Annotated in this window: 14 protein-coding genes; 7 read left to right on the top strand and 7 right to left on the bottom strand. The window is 68.0% G+C overall.

The genetic code is table 11. The features are described 5' to 3' along the window. Window positions 1-116 precede the first annotated feature (116 nt). On the top strand, window positions 117-1349 hold the full coding sequence (locus tag QJS31_RS19975; RefSeq protein ID WP_282777757.1) for a helix-turn-helix domain-containing protein: 1233 nt from the start codon (window positions 117-119) through the stop codon (window positions 1347-1349). Here QJS31_RS19975 and QJS31_RS19970 read toward each other — a convergent pair. Together QJS31_RS19970 and QJS31_RS19965 are read right to left on the bottom strand one after the other, a co-directional pair. Next, on the bottom strand, window positions 1346-2710 hold the full coding sequence (locus QJS31_RS19970) for a serine hydrolase (protein ID WP_306357376.1): 1365 nt from the start codon (window positions 2708-2710) through the stop codon (window positions 1346-1348). The genes QJS31_RS19975 and QJS31_RS19970 overlap by 4 nt on opposite strands. 48 nt (window positions 2711-2758) lie before the next feature. Beyond that, window positions 2759-4000, bottom strand: coding sequence for an APC family permease (locus QJS31_RS19965; protein WP_282777753.1), 1242 nt, complete (start codon window positions 3998-4000; stop codon window positions 2759-2761). 424 nt (window positions 4001-4424) lie between these two features. Between QJS31_RS19965 and QJS31_RS19960 the strand changes: the two genes are divergently transcribed. After that, entirely contained in the window at window positions 4425-4844 is a 420-nt protein-coding gene (locus tag QJS31_RS19960; protein WP_029932806.1) for a Fur family transcriptional regulator, read from the top strand. 42 nt (window positions 4845-4886) lie between these two features. Further along, the gene (locus QJS31_RS19955; protein WP_029932805.1) at window positions 4887-6350 is read left to right on the top strand and encodes a catalase; all 1464 of its coding nucleotides are present in this window, start codon (window positions 4887-4889) and stop codon (window positions 6348-6350) included. Window positions 6351-6417: 67 nt separating this feature from the next. On the opposite strand, the gene QJS31_RS19950 is transcribed toward QJS31_RS19955, so the two are convergent. Further along, window positions 6418-7149 carry a TetR/AcrR family transcriptional regulator C-terminal domain-containing protein gene (locus tag QJS31_RS19950; RefSeq protein WP_306357375.1) on the bottom strand — a complete coding sequence of 244 codons (732 nt, stop codon included), beginning with the start codon at window positions 7147-7149 and terminating at the stop codon, window positions 6418-6420. A gap of 157 nt (window positions 7150-7306) precedes the next feature. Here QJS31_RS19950 and QJS31_RS19945 point away from each other — a divergent pair, with 157 nt between their 5' ends. Beyond that, window positions 7307-8872: an MFS transporter gene (locus tag QJS31_RS19945; protein ID WP_306357374.1), complete on the top strand. Its 1566-nt coding sequence runs from the start codon at window positions 7307-7309 to the stop codon at window positions 8870-8872. Window positions 8873-9681: 809 nt separating this feature from the next. Here QJS31_RS19945 and QJS31_RS19940 read toward each other — a convergent pair. Beyond that, window positions 9682-9804, bottom strand: coding sequence for a hypothetical protein (locus QJS31_RS19940; RefSeq protein WP_306357373.1), 123 nt, complete (start codon window positions 9802-9804; stop codon window positions 9682-9684). A 270-nt stretch (window positions 9805-10074) separates the two neighbouring features. On the opposite strand from QJS31_RS19940, the gene QJS31_RS19935 reads away from it, so the two are divergent. Continuing rightward, window positions 10075-11712 carry a PKD domain-containing protein gene (locus tag QJS31_RS19935; protein WP_306357452.1) on the top strand — a complete coding sequence of 546 codons (1638 nt, stop codon included), beginning with the start codon at window positions 10075-10077 and terminating at the stop codon, window positions 11710-11712. Between the two features lie 137 nt (window positions 11713-11849). Here QJS31_RS19935 and QJS31_RS19930 read toward each other — a convergent pair whose 3' ends face one another. After that, window positions 11850-13493, bottom strand: coding sequence for a GMC family oxidoreductase (locus QJS31_RS19930; RefSeq protein WP_306357372.1), 1644 nt, complete (start codon window positions 13491-13493; stop codon window positions 11850-11852). Window positions 13494-13820: 327 nt separating this feature from the next. Here QJS31_RS19930 and QJS31_RS19925 point away from each other — a divergent pair, with 327 nt between their 5' ends. Continuing rightward, entirely contained in the window at window positions 13821-15053 is a 1233-nt protein-coding gene (locus QJS31_RS19925) for a cytochrome P450 (protein ID WP_306357371.1), read from the top strand. Between the two features lie 46 nt (window positions 15054-15099). Beyond that, the gene (locus QJS31_RS19920; RefSeq protein ID WP_029932795.1) at window positions 15100-15588 is read left to right on the top strand and encodes a glutathione peroxidase; all 489 of its coding nucleotides are present in this window, start codon (window positions 15100-15102) and stop codon (window positions 15586-15588) included. 64 nt (window positions 15589-15652) lie between these two features. Here the strand turns inward: QJS31_RS19920 and QJS31_RS19915 are convergent, their stop codons facing one another. Continuing rightward, window positions 15653-17008, bottom strand: a complete 1356-nt coding sequence (locus QJS31_RS19915) for a cytochrome P450 (protein WP_306357370.1) — start codon at window positions 17006-17008, stop codon at window positions 15653-15655. 118 nt (window positions 17009-17126) lie between these two features. Continuing rightward, window positions 17127-17690 (bottom strand): TetR/AcrR family transcriptional regulator, encoded by a 564-nt coding sequence (locus QJS31_RS19910; RefSeq protein ID WP_282785987.1) that lies wholly within the window; start codon window positions 17688-17690, stop codon window positions 17127-17129. Between the last annotated feature and the right edge of the window lie 9 nt (window positions 17691-17699).

Below are 17699 nucleotides of genomic sequence, written 5' to 3'. Positions count from 1 at the left end.
CGGAAGGAGTGAGCATGGATTCGTTACGAAGGCGCTGCGGGATCTGCCGGGCGCACACATCGATCCTCTGGCGGTGATCGCCGGCAAAGCCCATCAGGTAGAAGGAGTTTGACCCGGTGGCCGAAAGTACCCTTGGGGCACGGGTAGCGGAGTTGCGCCGGCGTAGAGGGCTATCGCAGAAGGAGCTTGGCGCCGCCATCAGGCGGTCGGAAAGCTGGGTGTCGCAGGTAGAGCGGGATGTGCTGCCGGTCGAGAGACTGTCGGTACTGCAACGGCTCGCCGATGTTCTCGGAGTCGCGGTCCGAGATCTGCGGCCGGAAGCGGCCGAACCGATGTCGACCGACCGTGCGGGCGGCGAACGCGTGGGTTCAGCGGTTTTCGAGCAATTGCGACTCATGCTCACCGGCCATCCGGCGCTGGACCGGCTGTTCGGCGACGAGACCGGTCGCGAGCCGGTCGAGGTGCCGCGGCTGGCCGCACGCGTCGATCTGGCCTGGCAGCTGGCACACGAGTCACGGCTCGTCGAAGTGGGCGGCAGCCTGCTGGAGCTCATTCCGGATCTGGAGCAGGCGGCACGCGTCGCGGCGACGCGGCGAGAGGTGCTCGGCCTGCTGTCGCGCGCCTATCAGGCGGCGGCAACGGCATTCACCCGCCAGGAGGAGGTCGACGCCGCGTGGGTGGCGGCCGACCGGGCGCTGGCCGCGGCCGAGCGCTCCGGCGATCCACTCAGCGTGGTGGCCGGAACCTATCGAATGGCACAGGCATTCCTGCGACTACAGCGGTTCGAGCAGGCCGAGCAGGCCGCGCGGACCTGTGTGGCGGCACTGGAACCGCTGGTGGACGACGACCAGCGGAGCACGCCGGAAATCCTGTCGCTCTACGGATCCCTCCAACTCATGCTGGCGGTGATCGCGGCGACGGAAGGCAATCGCGCGCAGTCGCGGGCGGGCCTGGCCGCCGCACGCGGGGCGGCCCTGCGGATCGGGGACGACCGCAACGATTTCGACACCGAATTCGGACCGACCAGTGTCGCCGTGCACGCGGTGGCGGTGGCCGTCGAATTGGGTGACGCCGGTGAGGCCCTCGATATCGCGCGGCACGTGGACGCCTCCACGCTCACCCCGGAACGACAGGCGCGCTTCCTGGTGGATGTGGCGCGGGCGCACGCGCAGCGACGGCAGGCGCATCAGGCGCTGGAAGCCCTGCTGACGGCCGAACGGCTGACGCCCGAGCTCGTACACACCCACCACCGCGCACGGGAGGTGATGCGCGATCTGTTGCAGTTCGCGGGACGCCGACCGTCGGAGGAATTGCGGGAGTTGGCCGGGCGCGCCGCGGTGACCCCCTAGTTCCCGGCCCGAATGCCAGGAGTGCGTGGGTCGGGGCCGAGGCATGCCACGATCAGGCACCCCGGTGGTGCGTCGGCGAAGGGCGGCGCGAGCGGAATGTCCAAGCAGGACAGCACATTGCAGCCCGGATAGGCGGCCGGTCCGAGGCCGAGGACGGCGAGCGCGATATCGCCGTCGAAGTACCGGCGCGGGTCCAAGCGCAGGGGCGGCTCGACGTAGCGGCCCGGGTCGGGTATCGGGCTGTCCCGGAATGCCCGCAGCAGCCGTCGGAAGAATTCGTGCGGCACTTCCACGCCGTATTGCAGAATTCCGGTGACTCCCCGGTCGGTATGGGTGCCGAAGACGCCCGTCCACACCACCATGAGATCCAGGCTGGGCACGATGTACACATGCTGTAGTCCGAGTCCGGACATGGAATACACGTCATCCGGGAGGAATTCCGGATTTTCCGCGCAACCCGGACCGAGCCAGAACAGATAGCCGTAACAGGAACTGGTCGCCGACGGTGTGATCGCCTGTCGCAGGTACGCTTCCGACACGATGCGCCGCCCGCCCCAGTCGCCGCCCGCGGCCACCAGCATGCCGATGCGGGCCAGATCGTTCGGCGGAATCATGAGATGCGCGTATCCGTAGGTGTTTCCGGAACGGTCGCGCGCCCAGTAATAGTCGGTCGGCGGAATGCCGAGCGGATCGAAGAATTCCCGCTGGGCGAAGCGCTGCAATGGTTCGCCGACCGCCCGTTCGATCACGTAGGCCAGCAGGTCGACATTGCGCTGGCTGTAGACGAACCGGGTGCCCGGCTCGTAGTCGAACGGGACGCCGAGCGCCTGCACCGCGCTGTTGGGGTCGATCGGGATGACGCCGCTGAACCCCTCGGTGATGACGCCGATGCGCAGCCCGGAGGATTCGGTGAGCAGGTGCTCCACCGTGAGCGAGCGGTGCTTCGCGCTGCCGAGCCCGGGCGGCAGGTAGCGGTCGATGGGGGCACCGATATCGAGTCTGCCCCGATCCCAGGCGATTCCGGCGAGCAGTGCGACCACGCTCTTGGTGATGCTCCAGACGTTCCAGGGGGTGTTGCCGGTCTGCGCGTTGGTGGGACCCTCGCCGATCAGGCAGTTGTGCCGGAAGACCTGTACGTTGAGCCGATTGCGGGTGGCGGCGAAGGCGAGGGCGTCGGCGAGCAGGGCGGAGTCCAGGCCGGTGGATTCCGGTCGGGCGCGTTCGAATTCGCGTCCCGACGGCGTGGCGCATGTGGTGCTCGCCCGCGGGCCGGGGTCGGCTTCCGCCCGCACGGTGCCGCCGACCAGCGATCCCGCCGTCAGTAAGAGTGCCGTGACCGTTGCGAGCCCCCTGCGCACCATGTGCACAGGCTATCTGTCAAGCCCCCTGGGCAGCGGTAGAAATACCGGTCACCGCCGGGCGAATCGGCGAATCGCGTACACCCCCGCGCCCGCCGCCAGCACGGCCGCGCCGGTGAGCACCGAATTCGTCGGCAGCGACAGCCCGACCACCACGCAGCCGATCGCGCCCACCACCGGAACCGCCCGGGGCGGACGGTTTTCCGCGGCCGTGAGGGTGGCGGCCGAGACATTGGCGATCAGGTAGTAGACCAGGACCGTGAACGAGGAGAACCCGATGGCGGCCCGGATGTCGAAGCTCACCGCCACCACCGCCACCACCGCGCCGACGGCCAGCTCGGCCCGGTGCGGCACCCCGAAGCGCGGATGCACCGCCGCCAGCACCCCCGGCAGCTGCCGGTCGCGGGCCATGGCCAGGGCGGTCCGGGAGACGCCGAGCACCAGCGCGAGCAGCGAACCGGCCGCCGCGACCACCGCGCCCACCCGCACCACCGGGGCGAGTTCGGGCACCCCCGCCGCGCCGACGGCCCGCGCCAGCGGATCGGCGTACTCCGCCAGCCCTTTCGATCCGAGCACCAGCAACACCGCCACCGCGACGAGCGCGTACACCGCGAGCGCCAGCCCGAGCGCGAGTCCGATGGCGCGCGGAATGGTCCGGCGCGGATCGCGCACCTCCTCACCGAGGGTGGCGATGCGCGCGTATCCGGCGAAGGCGAAGAACAGCAGGCCGGCGGCCTCGAGCACGCCGCGCGCCCCGATGTCACCGTCCAACCGGGCCGCCCCGCCGTGTTCGCCGAACAGGCACACGGCGACCACGGTCGCCAGCACCACCAGTACCGCCGCCACGATGACCCGAGTGGCCAGCGCTGATCTCTGCACGCCCACATAGTTGATCGCGGTGATCACGGCCACGGCCGCCACGGCCACCACCCGCGCGTGCTCCGGCCACGCGTAGGCCCCGACGGTCAGCGCCATGGCCGCACAGGACGCCGTCTTGCCGACCACGAATCCCCACCCGGCCAGATATCCCCAGAACGGTCCCAACCGCTCCCGGCCGTACACATACGTGCCGCCCGACACCGGATACAGCGCCGCCAGCCGCGCCGACGACGTGGCGTTGCAGTACGCGACCACCCCCGCCACCCCGAGTGCGAGCAGCAGCCACGACCCCGCCGCCGCGGCCGCCGGGGCGAGCGCCGCGAAGATCCCCGCCCCCACCATCGATCCGAGCCCGATCACCACCGAATCGCTCAACCCGAGCCGCCGATGCAGTGCATCGTCCTGAGTCGCCATGCCCACATCGTCGCCGCCCCGACTCCCACGCGCGACCCGACCCGCACGCCACCGGCCCCTCGGAAGGGTTCCTCGGAAAAAGCGAAGCGCCGCCAGTCGGGGGGATTCCTGGCGGCGCGGCTCTCGCAGCATCGCTGCGAAGGGTGTCGACGTCCCACAAGCGCCTCTCGGCGAGTGGTCGCTCGAAGCGACGAAGGGTGCGGCCCGGGGCTGTCCGGACGCCGACAGTGGTTCACAACGGCGAGGGTGCGGGATGTATTCCGGGGCGGCGGTTGTGATCCGCGCGACCTCGAGGGTGGCTGGCTGACCACTCGGCGTGTCGGCGTGCCTAGGCTGGGCCGACGTCTACCTGCGTAGATCCTTTTTCTGGAGTGACTCCAGAAAATTTTCTTGACTTATTCCAAATTAGAGGGAGACTGGGTTCATGCACACCGGGTACGACGCGCGGGAGCGATTGCGCGAAGTCGGCCTGCGGGTTACCGCCCCGCGGGTCGCGGTGTTGGACGCGGTGGTCGCGGCGCCGCATTCGGATGCGGACTCCGTGGCCGCCACGGTGCGGGAACGGCTCGGGTCGGTGTCCACGCAGGCTGTGTACGACGTACTCAGGGCCTGTGTGGGAGCCGGGCTGTTGCGGCGGATCGAACCGGCGGGTTCATCGGCGCTGTACGAGGCCCGCACCGGGGACAACCACCACCATCTGGTGTGCAGGAGTTGCGGCACGGTCGTGGATGTCGACTGTGCCGTGGGCGCGGCCCCCTGTTTGGAACCAGCCCGGACCCACGGCTTCTCGATCGATGAGGCCGAGGTCGTCTTCTGGGGGCTGTGCCCGGCCTGTCGTCCGTAAGATGCCTCGCAGCCCGAGGCAGTACAGCCGAGGAGACGTCGAATGACCAAGCCGACCACCACCAATACCGGTATCCCGGTCGTCAGCGACAACGAATCGCTCACCGCCGGTACGCAGGGCCCGATCCTGCTGCACGACCACTATCTGATCGAGAAGCTGGCCCAGTTCAACCGCGAGCGGGTGCCGGAGCGGATCGTGCATGCCAAGGGCGCGGGCGCGTTCGGTGAACTGGTGGTCACCGGTGACGTCAGCCGATACACCAAGGCCAAGCTGTTCCAGCCGGGTGCGCGCACCGAGTCGCTGGTGCGGTTCTCCACCGTCGCCGGTGAGCAGGGCAGCCCCGACACCTGGCGCGATCCGCGCGGTTTCGCGGTGAAGTTCTACACCGAGGACGGCAACTACGACATCGTCGGCAATAACACGCCGATCTTCTTCATCAAGGATCCGATCAAGTTCCCCGACTTCATCCGCTCGCAGAAGCGCCTGCCGGGCAGCGGACTTCGCGACCACAACATGCAGTGGGACTTCTGGACCCTGCGCCCCGAGACCGCGCACCAGGTCACCTGGCTCATGGGCGACCGCGGCATTCCGAAGACCTACCGCCACATGGACGGTTTCGGTTCGCACACCTACCAGTGGGTCAACGCCCAGGGGGAGCGCTTCTGGGTGAAGTACCACTTCAAGACCGACCAGGGCATCGAATTCCTGACCCAGGCCGAGGCCGACCGCATCGCGGGGGAGGACGCCGACTTCCACCGCCGCGACCTGTGGGACGCCATCGAGCGCGGCGAGTTCCCGAGCTGGACGGTGAAGGTCCAGGTCATGCCGGTCGCCGACGCCGAGGGCTACCGCTTCAACCCGTTCGACCTGACCAAGGTGTGGTCGCAAAAGGACTATCCGCTCATCGAGGTCGGCAAGTGGACGCTCAACCGCAATCCGGGCAACTTCCACGTCGAGATCGAGCAGTCCGCCTTCGAACCGTCGAATGTCGTTCCGGGCATCGGCTTCTCGCCGGACAAGATGCTGCTGGGCCGCGTCTTCGCCTACGCCGACGCGCACCGCTACCGCATCGGCGCCAATTACGCGCAGCTGCCGCCCAACCGGGCCAAGGCCGCCGAGGTGAACTCCTACTCCAAGGAGGGGCCGATGCGCTACGACTACAACCCGGCGGATGTGCCGGTGTACGCGCCGAATTCGTTCGGCGGCCCGCACGCCGACCCGGAGCGCGCCGGTGACGAGGGCCTGTGGAACTTCGATCCGACCATGGTGCGCGCGGGTTACATCCAGCACGCCGAGGACGGCGATTTCACCCAGGCGGGCACGCTGGTCCGCGAGGTGCTCGACGACGCCGCGCGAGATCGCCTGGTGGCCAATGTGGTCGGGCACGTGCTGGGCGGTGTGCGGGAGCCGGTGCTGAGCCGGGTGTTCGAGTACTGGAAGAACGTGGACAGCGATCTCGGCAAGCGCATCGAGGAGGGCGTGCGCGCCGGGCTCAACGGCCACTGAGTGAAATCCGCGCTGCCCCCGGCTTTTTCGGCCGGGGGCAGTTGTATGTCGGCCGTGTCGCCCCCGGTCACCGTGCGCGGCGCGCCTCGAGTCCGTCGATGAGCAGTTCGAGTTCGGTGTCGAAGAATTCGTCGCGGCTGCGCGCCGAATCCAGCTCGCGGTGTCGGGCGTAGCTGCGGTGCAGGCGCGGGTACGGTTCGCTCATTCGCTGCGAGGCGATCATGATCTGCTCCATCCACTCCTGTTCGCCGAGACCGCTGCGCGTGACCGTGGTGATCATGGCGGTCTCGGTGGTGGTGGCCCCGATCAGATACGCGAAGATGGCGTTGGTGGCGCGGTCGGAGGTGGTCGCGTCGAATCCGGCCACCTCGAGAATGCCGAGCATGCCGTCGGTCATTCGCATCACATTCGGGCCGAGGTAGACCAGCCCGGCGGTGCTCAGCACGGCGGGCATCCACACGTGCCGCAGCATGGTGGCGCGCATGCTCCGGCCGAACTCCATCAGGTCGGTGCGCCAGCTCTCCGCCGCCGGCCGCTCGGGCAGACGTATCTCGCCGAATACCTCGTCCACGACGAGTTCCAGCAGTTCCTCCTTGTTCGCCACATGGGTGTAGAGCGAGGTGGCCCCGGCATTGAGCCGGGTGCCGAGTCTCCGCATGCTGAGCGCCTCCAGGCCCTCGCTGTCCAGCAGTGCGATGGCCTCCGCGACGATCTGCTCCCGGTTCAGTGCCGGGGTGTCGCGCCGCGTGCGCTGGGGACGCATCCATACCGTCGCAAACTGCTCAGCCTTCGCTGTCATGGCCTCTCCTCTTCTGTCCGCGGCCAGCATAACCGCTGTTAGAACGCTGTTCGATGTGTCGAACAATGTTCTCCCTTGCGAACACTGTTCGCATGACCGTACAGTGTTCGCAAATGCCGAACAGTGTACGGCGAACTGGATCGAAGAGGGATTCGACATGAGTGATATCGCAGGCGCGGCGGTGAGCATCGAAGCGCCACAACGTAATCCGAAGCGCTGGTGGATTCTGGTGGTGCTCTGCCTGAGTTCCCTGGTGCTGGTGATCGACAATATGGTGCTGAACGTCGCCATCCCGCAGATCTCCACCGAACTCGGCGCGACGTCCCAAGACATCCAGTGGATCATCGACGCCTACATCCTGGTGTTCGCCGGACTGCTGCTCACCTCGGGGAGCCTCTCGGACCGGTTCGGTCGGCGGCTCGTCATGGTGGTGGGCCTGGTGGTCTTCGGCGTGGCCTCGATGCTGGCCGCCTATGCCGACACTCCGCAGTTGCTGATCGCGGGCCGGGTGCTGATGGGCGTCGGCGGTGCGCTCATCATGCCGAGCACGCTGTCCATCCTGATCACGGTGTTCGACGAGCAGGAGCGGCCCAAGGCCATCGCGTCCTGGAGTGCCGTGGCCATGGTCGGCATGGTCGGCGGCCCGATCGTGGGCGGTGTGCTGCTGGAACACTTCTGGTGGGGTTCGGTGTTCGTGCTGAACGTGCCGATCGCGATCGTCGCCATCGCCGCGGCCCTGCTGCTCATGCCGGAGTCGAAGGGGCCGTGGGCCAAGCCGGACCTGTCGGGCATGGTGCTGTCGATCGTCGGCACCACCGCGCTGGTGTGGACGATCATCGAATGGCCGACCGCGGGGTTCGACGGCACCTGGGGCGCACTGCTGATCGCGGTGGCCGGTCTGGCCGCGTTCGTGGTCCGGGAACTGCGGGCGGAGCACCCGATGGTGCCGTTGCAGCTGTTCCGCAACCGGGTGTTCACCGGCTCCAGCTTCTCGCTGGTGCTAGTCACCTTCGCCAATGGTGGCCTGCTGCTGGTGCTCACCCAGTACCTGCAGTTCGTGCTGGACTACTCGCCGATGCGCACCGCGCTCGCCTTCACCCCGTTCGCCCTGACGGCGCTGGTGTTCAACGGCATCGGCGCGGGCCTGGTGCAGAAGGCCGGTGTGCGCCCGGTGATGTTGGTCGGAATGGCGGTGCTGGCAAGCGGTTTCGTCATGCTGTCGCTGCTCACCACCGATTCCGGATTCTGGAAGCCCGCCCTGGCCATGACCCTGGTCGGCGCGGGTGCCGGTCTGGCCATGCCCGCCGCCATCGGCGCGCTGATGAGCGCGATCCCGCCGGAACGGGCCGGTGTCGGCTCCGCGCTCAACGACACCATCCAGCAGACCGGCGGTGCGCTGGGCGTGGCGGTGCTGGGCGCGGTGCTGGCCGGCACCTACACCGAGGAGATGCCCGCCACGGCCCCGGCCGCCGCCCGCGAAAGCATCGCCCCGGCCCTGACCAGCGGCGACGGCATGCTGATCACGGCCGCCAAGGACGCCTTCACCACCGCCATGTCGGCCACCTTCCTGGGCGGCGCGGCCAGCGTCCTGGCCGCGACGGTCATCGCCTTCTTCCTGATGCGGGGTGCGAAAGCGGCTGGGGGAGGGGAAGTACCGGCCGAACCATCCGCACAGGAGGATGCGCCGGGCGGCGGAGACGACGATCTGGTGACCTCCGGGTAGCGCCTGGCGCACGGCGAAGAGGGCGCGGACGCGATCTGCGGGCAGATAGCGGACGCGCTGGTCGCTGTGGCGCGGACGCCTCAGCGCAGCAACCCGAACCAATAGATCAGGGTGGCCAGAATGAAGACGACCACGGTTTCCATATCGCTCCCAATCTGCTTGCCGCACTTGTTTCCATGATGCCTCCAGGCACCGGAGGCCGGCCAGGCCATCCATGAAACAAGATCGCATGGCGACCGGATCGTGATACACGAAAGAGCCCGCCGGACCTGATCGGCCCGGCGGGCTCTACCCTCCGCCCGCGAAACCCGACACCCCTCGTGGTCGAGTAGCGCGGCCCCACCCCGACCCGCCGCCGTCGCTCCTCCCCGAGACGACCTGGGCGGGCGTTACCCCCCCGGCGGGATCCGCCGGGCTCGGCACCTCCCCGTGCTCGAGCCCGGCGGCTCCCGCCGTGCCCGTACGGCCCGCCGCCTCCCCGCGGCCGAGCCCTGCGAGCGTCCCCCCGTCCGATGGTCCGCGCTCCCGGACGCGAGACCACCGGTATTCCGGCCACCGCCGCCGGGCCCGACACCCCTCGTGGACGGGTCCGATCGACGATGGAGGTTCGTGTCGCCCGGGCACGACCCGACACCCCTCGTGGCCGGGTCGCGCCCCGGCTGCCACCCCCGATGGTGGTTTTCGGGTGACACCGGCTGTTCCGGTGTCGAGACATACGATGTCGCGCCCGGCTTGGCACGCCCTTAACAAGACCTTGCAACCTGAAACTCGCAGGCCGACAGTTGTTTTCGGCGCTGTGGGCGCGGTGCTCAGCGTGAACGCTCGGCAGCTGCCAGCGTGGTGTAGCTGTTGGATAGCGGGCTGGGGAGATTCCGTGCCTGGAAGGCCACGGTGAAGACAAGTGCGGCGAGCGTCAGATTCCTCGCGTTCATGGCAAATATGTAGCAGAAATACAGGTAGATCCAATCGGGACACGCAGAGTCGGCGTGGCGGGCAAAACGCCGATATCGGCGGGTCGCGGCGTGTCGTCATTCTCCGCTCGGCGTGTGTCGATTGGTAGCGAGTTGGTAGCGCGCTGGCGCAACCGGATTGGGTATGGTGCGCGGCGAATTCGCTCGGAGAACTTCCTATTTCAGCATCGTCGGCATTTCACATGCCGCCGATGCGCTTTCGTATGCGCACTCGAGGAGGAGCTGTTGAACGTGTGGCGATCGCGGTGGTGGCACCCCGTGCTGCCGCTCGCCGTCCCGGTCCTGGCCGTCGCGGCCGGATCCGCACCGGCGCAGGCCGAGGTGATCACCGACTACCCCGTGGTCATCGATGTCAGCGCCACCCCGGGCGGTCTGTGCGACGGCCCGCTCCAGGGCACCACATCGGTCTGGTACCCGCCCGGCATCCCACTCCGGGCCGATATCGAGTGGCGGATGCGCGCCGGCGACCGGCTGCTGCGCAGCGGTACGGCGCGTGTCGAGGGCGAGGTGTTGACCATTCCCTTCGAGATCGCCCGGCACGAGATTCCGGCCTCCGGCCCGCTGCGGGTGGATGCCCGTGCCCATCTCCCCGGCGGCGCCGTCACCGAGTTCGGCACCCCGTGGCCGCTGTACCCGGTGCGGGAATGCGATGCGCTGCACGTGGTCTCGGTCGGCGACGCGGTCATGTGGGGGCAGGTGCTCGACCTGGAACACAAGTTCGCCCACCTGACCGCCGAAACCTTGGGCGCGCGGACCGGCCGCGCCGTGGAACTGCACGACTACTCGGTGTCCGGAGCGGTTCTCGACGCCCCGACCGTGCCCGCGGGCAATGACGACGCGGGGTGCCTCGAACAGCATTACGCGCGAGAGGTGTACGGCACCATCGCCATGGAGTCGGTGCCGCTGGACGAACGCCTGCCCGATGTGTTCTGCCAGTTGGAACGTGCCGCCTCGGAGGCGGAGGCGGGCGGCTACCGGGTGGACCTGGTGCTGGTGAACGGCTGCGTCAACGACCTCGACCCCTTCTTCGGCATTCCGCTCGGCGTCACCCCGGGCAGCGCCGACCTGGTGAGTGCCGTGCGGCGCGAATGCGGTGGGGAGGGTGCGGATCCGGTGAATCCGGCCGCGGACGTGCCCTATTACAGCGGGGCCAAGCTCGGCTACGGCGGCCGTGGCATGCGCGCCGCCCTGGAACGTGCGCACGGCCTGCCCGGCGCGCCGAAAGTGCTGGTGTCCAACTACTTCCACGGTTTCGATGCCGAGCTGCTGCCGGACGGACTGCCCCGCTGGTCGGAGTTCGTGCGATTATCCGCTGCCGCCTTCGGGCAGGCCGCGCACGAGGCGAACGCCGCCGCCGGAGTCGATTTCGCGGTGGCCGCGGACGGACTGGTGGCGCGCGACGGCGTACCCGGCGCGACGAGCCGACTATGGCTGAATCCCTTCGGCGACGAGTCGGTCACGCTGCGGGCACTGACCTGCCCCGAGACCGATCATGAGGCCCCGCAGTGCCGTATCCCCGTGCTGGGACGGCCCGATGTGGACGGGGCGCGACAATACGCCGAGGCGTTCCTGTTGCATCCCCGGATGCGGGAGTGGTTCGGCGGGGGCGGGCCGACGGGGGAGGGCTTCACGATCTCCCACGAGTCCGGGCCGGTCGGGCAGACGGTGCATTTCGACGCCACGGCGGCGGGCAGCGCCGTCCGCGAGTACGACTGGTACTTCGGGGACGGCATCCATGTCACCACCACCGCGCCGACGGTCGCGCACACCTACACCGGGCGCGGACCCCATCGGGCGCGGCTGGTGGCGACCGACGTGGAGGGCAACCGCACCCTGTACGAGTCGGGCGCGACCATCACGATCGGCTGACGGCCCCGCCGCGGTCGTCGATCGCTGATCCCACACACCCCTCCCGGGACCGAAGCGGGTGCAACCGGTCCCGGAAGGGGTGGGGTGGTACCGCTCCGGCAGGGAAGCACAACAGCGCGGTACCGAGTCTCGCGGTGCTACATATCGGCGGTGATGAACTCCGCGGCCTTCTCGCCGATCATGTAGCTGGGCGCGTTGGTGTTGCCGCCGGTGATGCTGGGCATGATGGAGGCATCGGCGACGCGCAGGCCATCGATGCCGTGCACCTTCAGCGTCGGGTCCACCACCGCGCGCTCGTCCACACCCATGCGGCAGGTGCCGACCGGGTGATAGATGGAGTGGATGCGGTTGGGCAGCTCCGCCCGCAGCGCGCTCTCGTCCATGAGGTCGGGGCCGGGGGCGAGTTCCTCGACGACGTCTCCCGCGATGGCCTTGTGCGCCATGATCTCCCGGATGATGCGGATGCCCTCGACGAGGAATTCGGTATCGCGGGAGTCGGTGAGGTAGCCCGGATCGATGAGCGGGGAGGCGTACGGATCGGCCGAGGCCAAGCGCAGTTCACCACGGCTCTTCGGGTAGATGAGGCTGGGGAAGATGGTCAGGCCCGGCCGCCGGTCCACCATGTGCAGTTTGTCCTCGTCCTGGTTGGGGATCGGGTAGGACCACGGCAGGGTGTGGATCTGCATATCCGGGTAGTCGCCCTCGGCGAATTTGGTCCTGACGAAGCCGACCGCCTCGAACACCGTGCGGCCCATCCACGAACTGCCCGGACGCCGCAGCTCGCGCAGGATGCCGCGGGCGAAATAGGTGGGGATGCCGCGGTGGATGGCCTTCTTGGAGATGTAGGTCATGGGCACGAACAGGTGGTCGTGCAGGTTCTGTCCGACCGGCAGGTCCGCGTGCACATCGATGCCCAGATCGCGCAGGTGCCCGGCCGGGCCGATGCCGGAGAGCATGAGGATCTGCGGCGAGCCGACCACGCCGCCGGAGACCACGACCTCCTTGGCGGCCCGGATGATCCGCCGCCCGCCCTTCTTGTCGGCGACCTCGACACCGGTGGCGCGGCCGTTCTCGATGACCACGCGGGTGACGTGCGCGTGGGTGACCACGGTGAGGTTCGGGTTGGGCCGGTCGGTGATGAAGCCGCGGGAGGAGCTGTAGCGCAGACCGTTTCGCACGCTCTGCTGGAAGATGGAGATGCCTTCCTGCGATGTCCCGTTGTAGTCGTCGATGATCGGCGCGCCGAGGGTCTCGGAGGCGGCGATCATGAACTCCTGGGTGATCGGGGTGAGGTCCTGCTGCCGGGTGACCTCGATGGGGCCGCCCGCACCGCGCACGTCGGACGCGCCGTCCTCCCAGTTCTCCAGCCGCTTGTAGGCGGGCAGCACCTCGTCGTAGCTCCAGCCGGTGTTGCCCTCGGCGGCCCAGGAGTCGTAGTTGGCGCGATTGCCGCGCACGAAGAGCATGCCGTTCACGGAGCTGGAGCCGCCGAGCACCTTGCCGCGCGTCATGGGGATCTTGCGCTCGTTGGCGTGCTTCTGCGGGACCGAGTACTGCTTCCACACCACGCGCTGCTTCAGCTGCGGCACGGTGTGCACCATGGTGATCATGCCGGGGCTGGTGACCAGCCGGGTGTTGTCCTTGCGCCCCGCCTCCAACAGGATCACGCTCGCCCCGGCCTCGGCGAGGCGGCCTGCGACCACCGCACCGGCGCTGCCCGCGCCTACGACGACGTAATCGGCTTCGGTTGCGGCGTCCGCGGAGCGCGGAGAAGCGGTCATTTTCGTTACCTCATCCTCGAGTGTGCCTCTGATCACTGTAGAACAAGTTCTAGTCTCAGCACATCCGGCGGGACTTGTCCAGATCCGTAGATCAACTTACGCACAGGCAGTGGGTGTGAATCCCATCCAGTGGGATGCCTTTCCGTTATGTGGAGGGCGAAGAACCGGTTTCATGGCCGGTGCTGGCGGGTAGCTGCATGGGCGCTCGTGTCCGGTGGCGAAATCGATGGCCGCGACCCCTGGTCCGCGGCGAGGTCGCATGGTTGAATCTGCTGTAGAACTTGTTCCAATTTCGCATCGTGGCGGCGACAGGCCGCAGGAGGAACAATGACTGTTCCGTCGATACCGACCGGATTCGATTTCACCGATCCCGCACTCTGGGCGGACCGAAGTCCGGTCGAAGAATTCGCCGCGCTCCGGCGCACCGCACCGGTCTGGTGGAATGCGCAGACTCCTGAACAGGCGGCCCCGTTCGAGGACGGCGGCTACTGGGTGATCAGTCGCCTGGAGGACGTGAAGGAGATATCCCGCCACCCCGATCTGTTCTCCTCGAACGAGAAGGGCGCGATCATCCGCATACCGGGCGACAGCACGCCCGAACAGCTGGATCTGACCCGTAACGCGCTGCTGGTCAATATGGATCCGCCGAAACACACCAAGATCAGACGAATAATCTCCAAGGGATTCACCCCGCGCGCCGTGGAGGGATTGCGCGCCGCGCTCACCGAGCGCGCTCACCGAATCGTGGCCGCCGCCAAGGAAACCGGCGGCGGAGATTTCGTCGAACAGGTCGCCTGCGAACTCCCGCTGCAAGCCATCGCCGAATTGCTCGGCGTACCGCAGGACGACCGGCACAAGCTCTTCACCTGGACCAATGAGACGCTGAACTACGACGATCCGGAGTACGGCGGCGACTCCAACGCCGCATCCGCCGAGATCCTGGGCTATGCCTGGAATATGGCCGAACAGCGGCGGGCCTGCCCGGTCGACGATATCGTCAGCCAACTGGTGAATGCCGATGTCGACGGCGAGGCGCTGGGCTCGGACGAGTTCGGATTCTTCGTGATTCTGCTGGCCGTGGCGGGCAACGAGACCACGCGCAATGCCATCACCCACGGCATGAAAGCCTTTGTCGACAATCCCGAGCAGTGGGAGCTGTACCGGGAGCGGCGGCCACGCACCGCGCCCGACGAGATCGTGCGCTGGGCGACGCCCGTGACCGCGTTCCAACGCACCGCCACCCGCGATACCGACATCGGCGGGGAGCGCATTCGGGCGGGCGATCGCGTCGGATTGTTCTACAGCTCCGCCAACTTCGACGAGGACGCCTTCGACGAGCCCTTCCGATTCGATGTGCTGCGTGATCCCAATCCGCATGTCGGCTTCGGCGGCACCGGAACGCATTTCTGTGTCGGCGCGAATCTGGCGCGGCTCGAAATCGATCTCATGTTCAATGCCATCGCCGACGCCATGCCGAATCTGAGCGAGGTCGAGCCGCCGCAGCGGCTGCGGTCCGGATGGATCAACGGCATCAAGCACTGGCCGGTTCGCTACGCGTAGTCCGGCCGTCGGGTAACGGTCACGAACTCGTTCTAGGATCGGGCCCATGACCGACCTACGCGAGATTCCGCTGCGCACCCTGTCCGACGAACCCACCACCCTGGCCGAACTGGCCGGGGACAAGGTGGTGCTGCTGGTGAACGTGGCCTCCAAGTGCGGCCTGACCCCGCAGTACGCGGGCCTGGTGGAGTTGCAGCAGACCTACGGTCCGCGCGGCTTCACCGTGGTCGGCGCACCCTGCAATCAGTTCATGGGGCAGGAGCCCGGCAGCGCCGAGGAGATCCAGACCTTCTGCGCCACGAACTACGGCGTGGACTTCCCGCTGCTGGAGAAGGTGGAGGTCAACGGCGAGGGCCGCCACCCGCTGTACGCGGAGCTGACCGAGACCCCCGATGCCGAGGGTGCGGCCGGTGACATCCAGTGGAACTTCGAGAAGTTCCTGATCGGGCGCGACGGCAAGGTGCTGAGCCGTATTCGCCCGCGCACCGAGCCGACCGACGCCGCCGTCACCGGCGCGATCGAGGCCGCGCTCTGAGATCCGCGACATGCGAACACGCCGGGGCGGCGGGGGAGTTCCCCCGGCCGCCCCGGCGTCCAGTTCAGGGCCGCCGTCGGCGGCGGTAGCGCACGGCGCAGGGCTGTTCCAGCTGCACCACCATCTTGGAGTGGTCGTTGCGGTAGCTGTCGGACGGTTGTGCGAGTTCGAATTCCCAGTCCCGCAACAGGATGGAGAAGATCGCCTTCAGCTGCATGAGCGCGAACGCCGCGCCCACGCAGCGGTGGCGGCCCGCGCCGAAGGGGATCCAGGTCCAGCGATTGGCCAGATCCTCCTGGTTCGGGTCGAGATAGCGGTTCGGATCGAAGCGGTCCGGCTCCGGGAAGTCCTCCGGAATGCGGTTGGAGACAGCGGGTGTCGCGGCCACCAGGTCACCGGGTGCGATGCCGTGGCCGCACACCTCGAATTCGTCCCGGGCCACCCGCATCAGGATGATGAGCGGCGGATGCAGCCGCAGCGTCTCCTTCAGTGCCGCCTCCAAGCGCGGAATCTGGCGCAGCGCATGGAAACTCACGTCCTGGCCGTCGGCGTAGAGGGTGTCCAGCTCGGTCACCACGCTGTCGAGCACCGCGGGATTGCGCAGCAGTTCGATGATCGTCCACGCCGCCGTGCCCGAGGTGGTGTGGTGCCCGGCGAACATCATGGAGATGAAGATGCCGGTGATCTCGCTGGCCGAGAAGCGCGGCTGCCCCTGCTCGTCGCGCACCGACACCAGCACGTCGAGCATGTCCCGGTCCGCTTTGCCCTCCGGCGGATTCGCCATTCGCCCGGCCATGATGTGGCGTACCAGTTTCACCAGCTGGTGGCGGGCCTCGTCGCGGCGGCGGAAGCTGTCGATGGGCGCGTAGGGGTCCACATAGCAGTAGGCGTCGGTGCCCTGCTCGAGCTCGTGATAGAGCCGGGCGAAGCGGGCGTCGAGTTCCTCGCGGAACTTCACGCCGATCAGGCAGGCCGAGGAGGTGTAGATGGTCAACTCGGCGAAGAATTCGAGCAGGTCGATCTCGCCCTCGTCGCCCCAGCGCGCGACCATGCGGTCCACCTCGCGGGCGATGGTGCTGGCGTGTCCGCGCATCTGCTCGGCGCGCAGGGCCGAGTTGTGCAGCATTTCCTTGCGCCGCTCCGGCGGGGCGTCGAACACCACGCCCTCGCCGAAGATGGGCTTCATGAACGGGTAGGCCGCGGCCTGGTCGAGTTCGTCGTCCGAGGCACGGAAGAAGAACTCGTTGGCCTGCGCGCCGGACAGCAGGATCACGTCGTTGCCGGCGAGCCGGAAGGAGCCGATATCACCGCATTCGGTGCGCACCCGGCGCATGAGGGCGATGGGATCGGTGCGGAACTCCTCGAGATGGCCGTGTTCGTGTTCGCCGCCGGAGACCTGTCGCGGTCGCACCAGGGTCATCGGAAACCTCCCAACGGTACCGGTGTTGGACACCTGTCTGGACGGTACTACGGAAGGTGTTGTGCGGCAAGGGATCCCACCGAATTCGGTGTCATTTCGAAAGATTTCCGCGCGGGATTCAGTGCGGCAGCACGAGCCGCGCCGACTTTTCCAACTGGTCGGCGATTTCGATATAGGACGCATAACCCATTCCGGCGCGCACCAGCGCACCGGCGTACAGCGATTCCAGCGTCTCCACGATTTCCGGATCGGCATCCGCGCCCAGGGCGGCCACGAGCCGATTGCGGATCTCGGTGCCGATGCGCAGGCGCAGATGCGCCACATCGGGATCGGTGCCGAGCAGGGCGCTGGTCACCGCGCCCGCCAGCGCCGGTTCGTCGGCCACCAGCATGGCGATCTGGCGCAGCACCTCGATCACGCGCGCGGTGCTGTCGACATCGGTCTCGACCGGCGGTTCGGTGGCGGCGAGCCGCCGCCAGAACAGCTCCGCGACCAGGTGTTCCTTGGAGGAGAAGTAGGTGTAGGCGGTGGCGGTGCCGACCCCGGCGGCGGCGGCAACCATGCGCACCGTGAGACCCGCGAAACCCTCGCGCGCGAGCACCTCCATCGCCGCCCGGGTGAGCTTGTCGACGGTGTCGGCCTGCTTCTCGGTGAGGCGGCGGCGGGTGGCCTCCATGCTCACCACCGGACG

The sequence above is a fragment of the Nocardia sp. CC213A genome (assembly GCF_030766805.1).
Taxonomy (GTDB): domain Bacteria; phylum Actinomycetota; class Actinomycetes; order Mycobacteriales; family Mycobacteriaceae; genus Nocardia; species Nocardia otitidiscaviarum.
The sequence above is the reverse complement of the archived record's forward strand: the minus strand, read 5'-3'. Positions and strand labels throughout refer to the sequence as shown.

Excerpts from the sequence above, each read along its gene's own strand:
- QJS31_RS19970 (WP_306357376.1), bottom strand. The coding sequence starts at position 2,710 with ATGGTGCGCAGGGGGCTCGCAACGGTCACGGCACTCTTACTGACGGCG.
- QJS31_RS19965 (WP_282777753.1), bottom strand. The coding sequence starts at position 4,000 with ATGGCGACTCAGGACGATGCACTGCATCGGCGGCTCGGGTTGAGCGAT.
- QJS31_RS19960 (WP_029932806.1), top strand. The coding sequence starts at position 4,425 with ATGCACACCGGGTACGACGCGCGGGAGCGATTGCGCGAAGTCGGCCTG.
- QJS31_RS19955 (WP_029932805.1), top strand. The coding sequence starts at position 4,887 with ATGACCAAGCCGACCACCACCAATACCGGTATCCCGGTCGTCAGCGAC.
- QJS31_RS19950 (WP_306357375.1), bottom strand. The coding sequence starts at position 7,149 with ATGACAGCGAAGGCTGAGCAGTTTGCGACGGTATGGATGCGTCCCCAG.
- QJS31_RS19945 (WP_306357374.1), top strand. The coding sequence starts at position 7,307 with ATGAGTGATATCGCAGGCGCGGCGGTGAGCATCGAAGCGCCACAACGT.
- QJS31_RS19940 (WP_306357373.1), bottom strand. The coding sequence starts at position 9,804 with ATGAACGCGAGGAATCTGACGCTCGCCGCACTTGTCTTCACCGTGGCC.
- QJS31_RS19930 (WP_306357372.1), bottom strand. The coding sequence starts at position 13,493 with ATGACCGCTTCTCCGCGCTCCGCGGACGCCGCAACCGAAGCCGATTAC.
- QJS31_RS19925 (WP_306357371.1), top strand. The coding sequence starts at position 13,821 with ATGACTGTTCCGTCGATACCGACCGGATTCGATTTCACCGATCCCGCA.
- QJS31_RS19920 (WP_029932795.1), top strand. The coding sequence starts at position 15,100 with ATGACCGACCTACGCGAGATTCCGCTGCGCACCCTGTCCGACGAACCC.
- QJS31_RS19915 (WP_306357370.1), bottom strand. The coding sequence starts at position 17,008 with ATGACCCTGGTGCGACCGCGACAGGTCTCCGGCGGCGAACACGAACAC.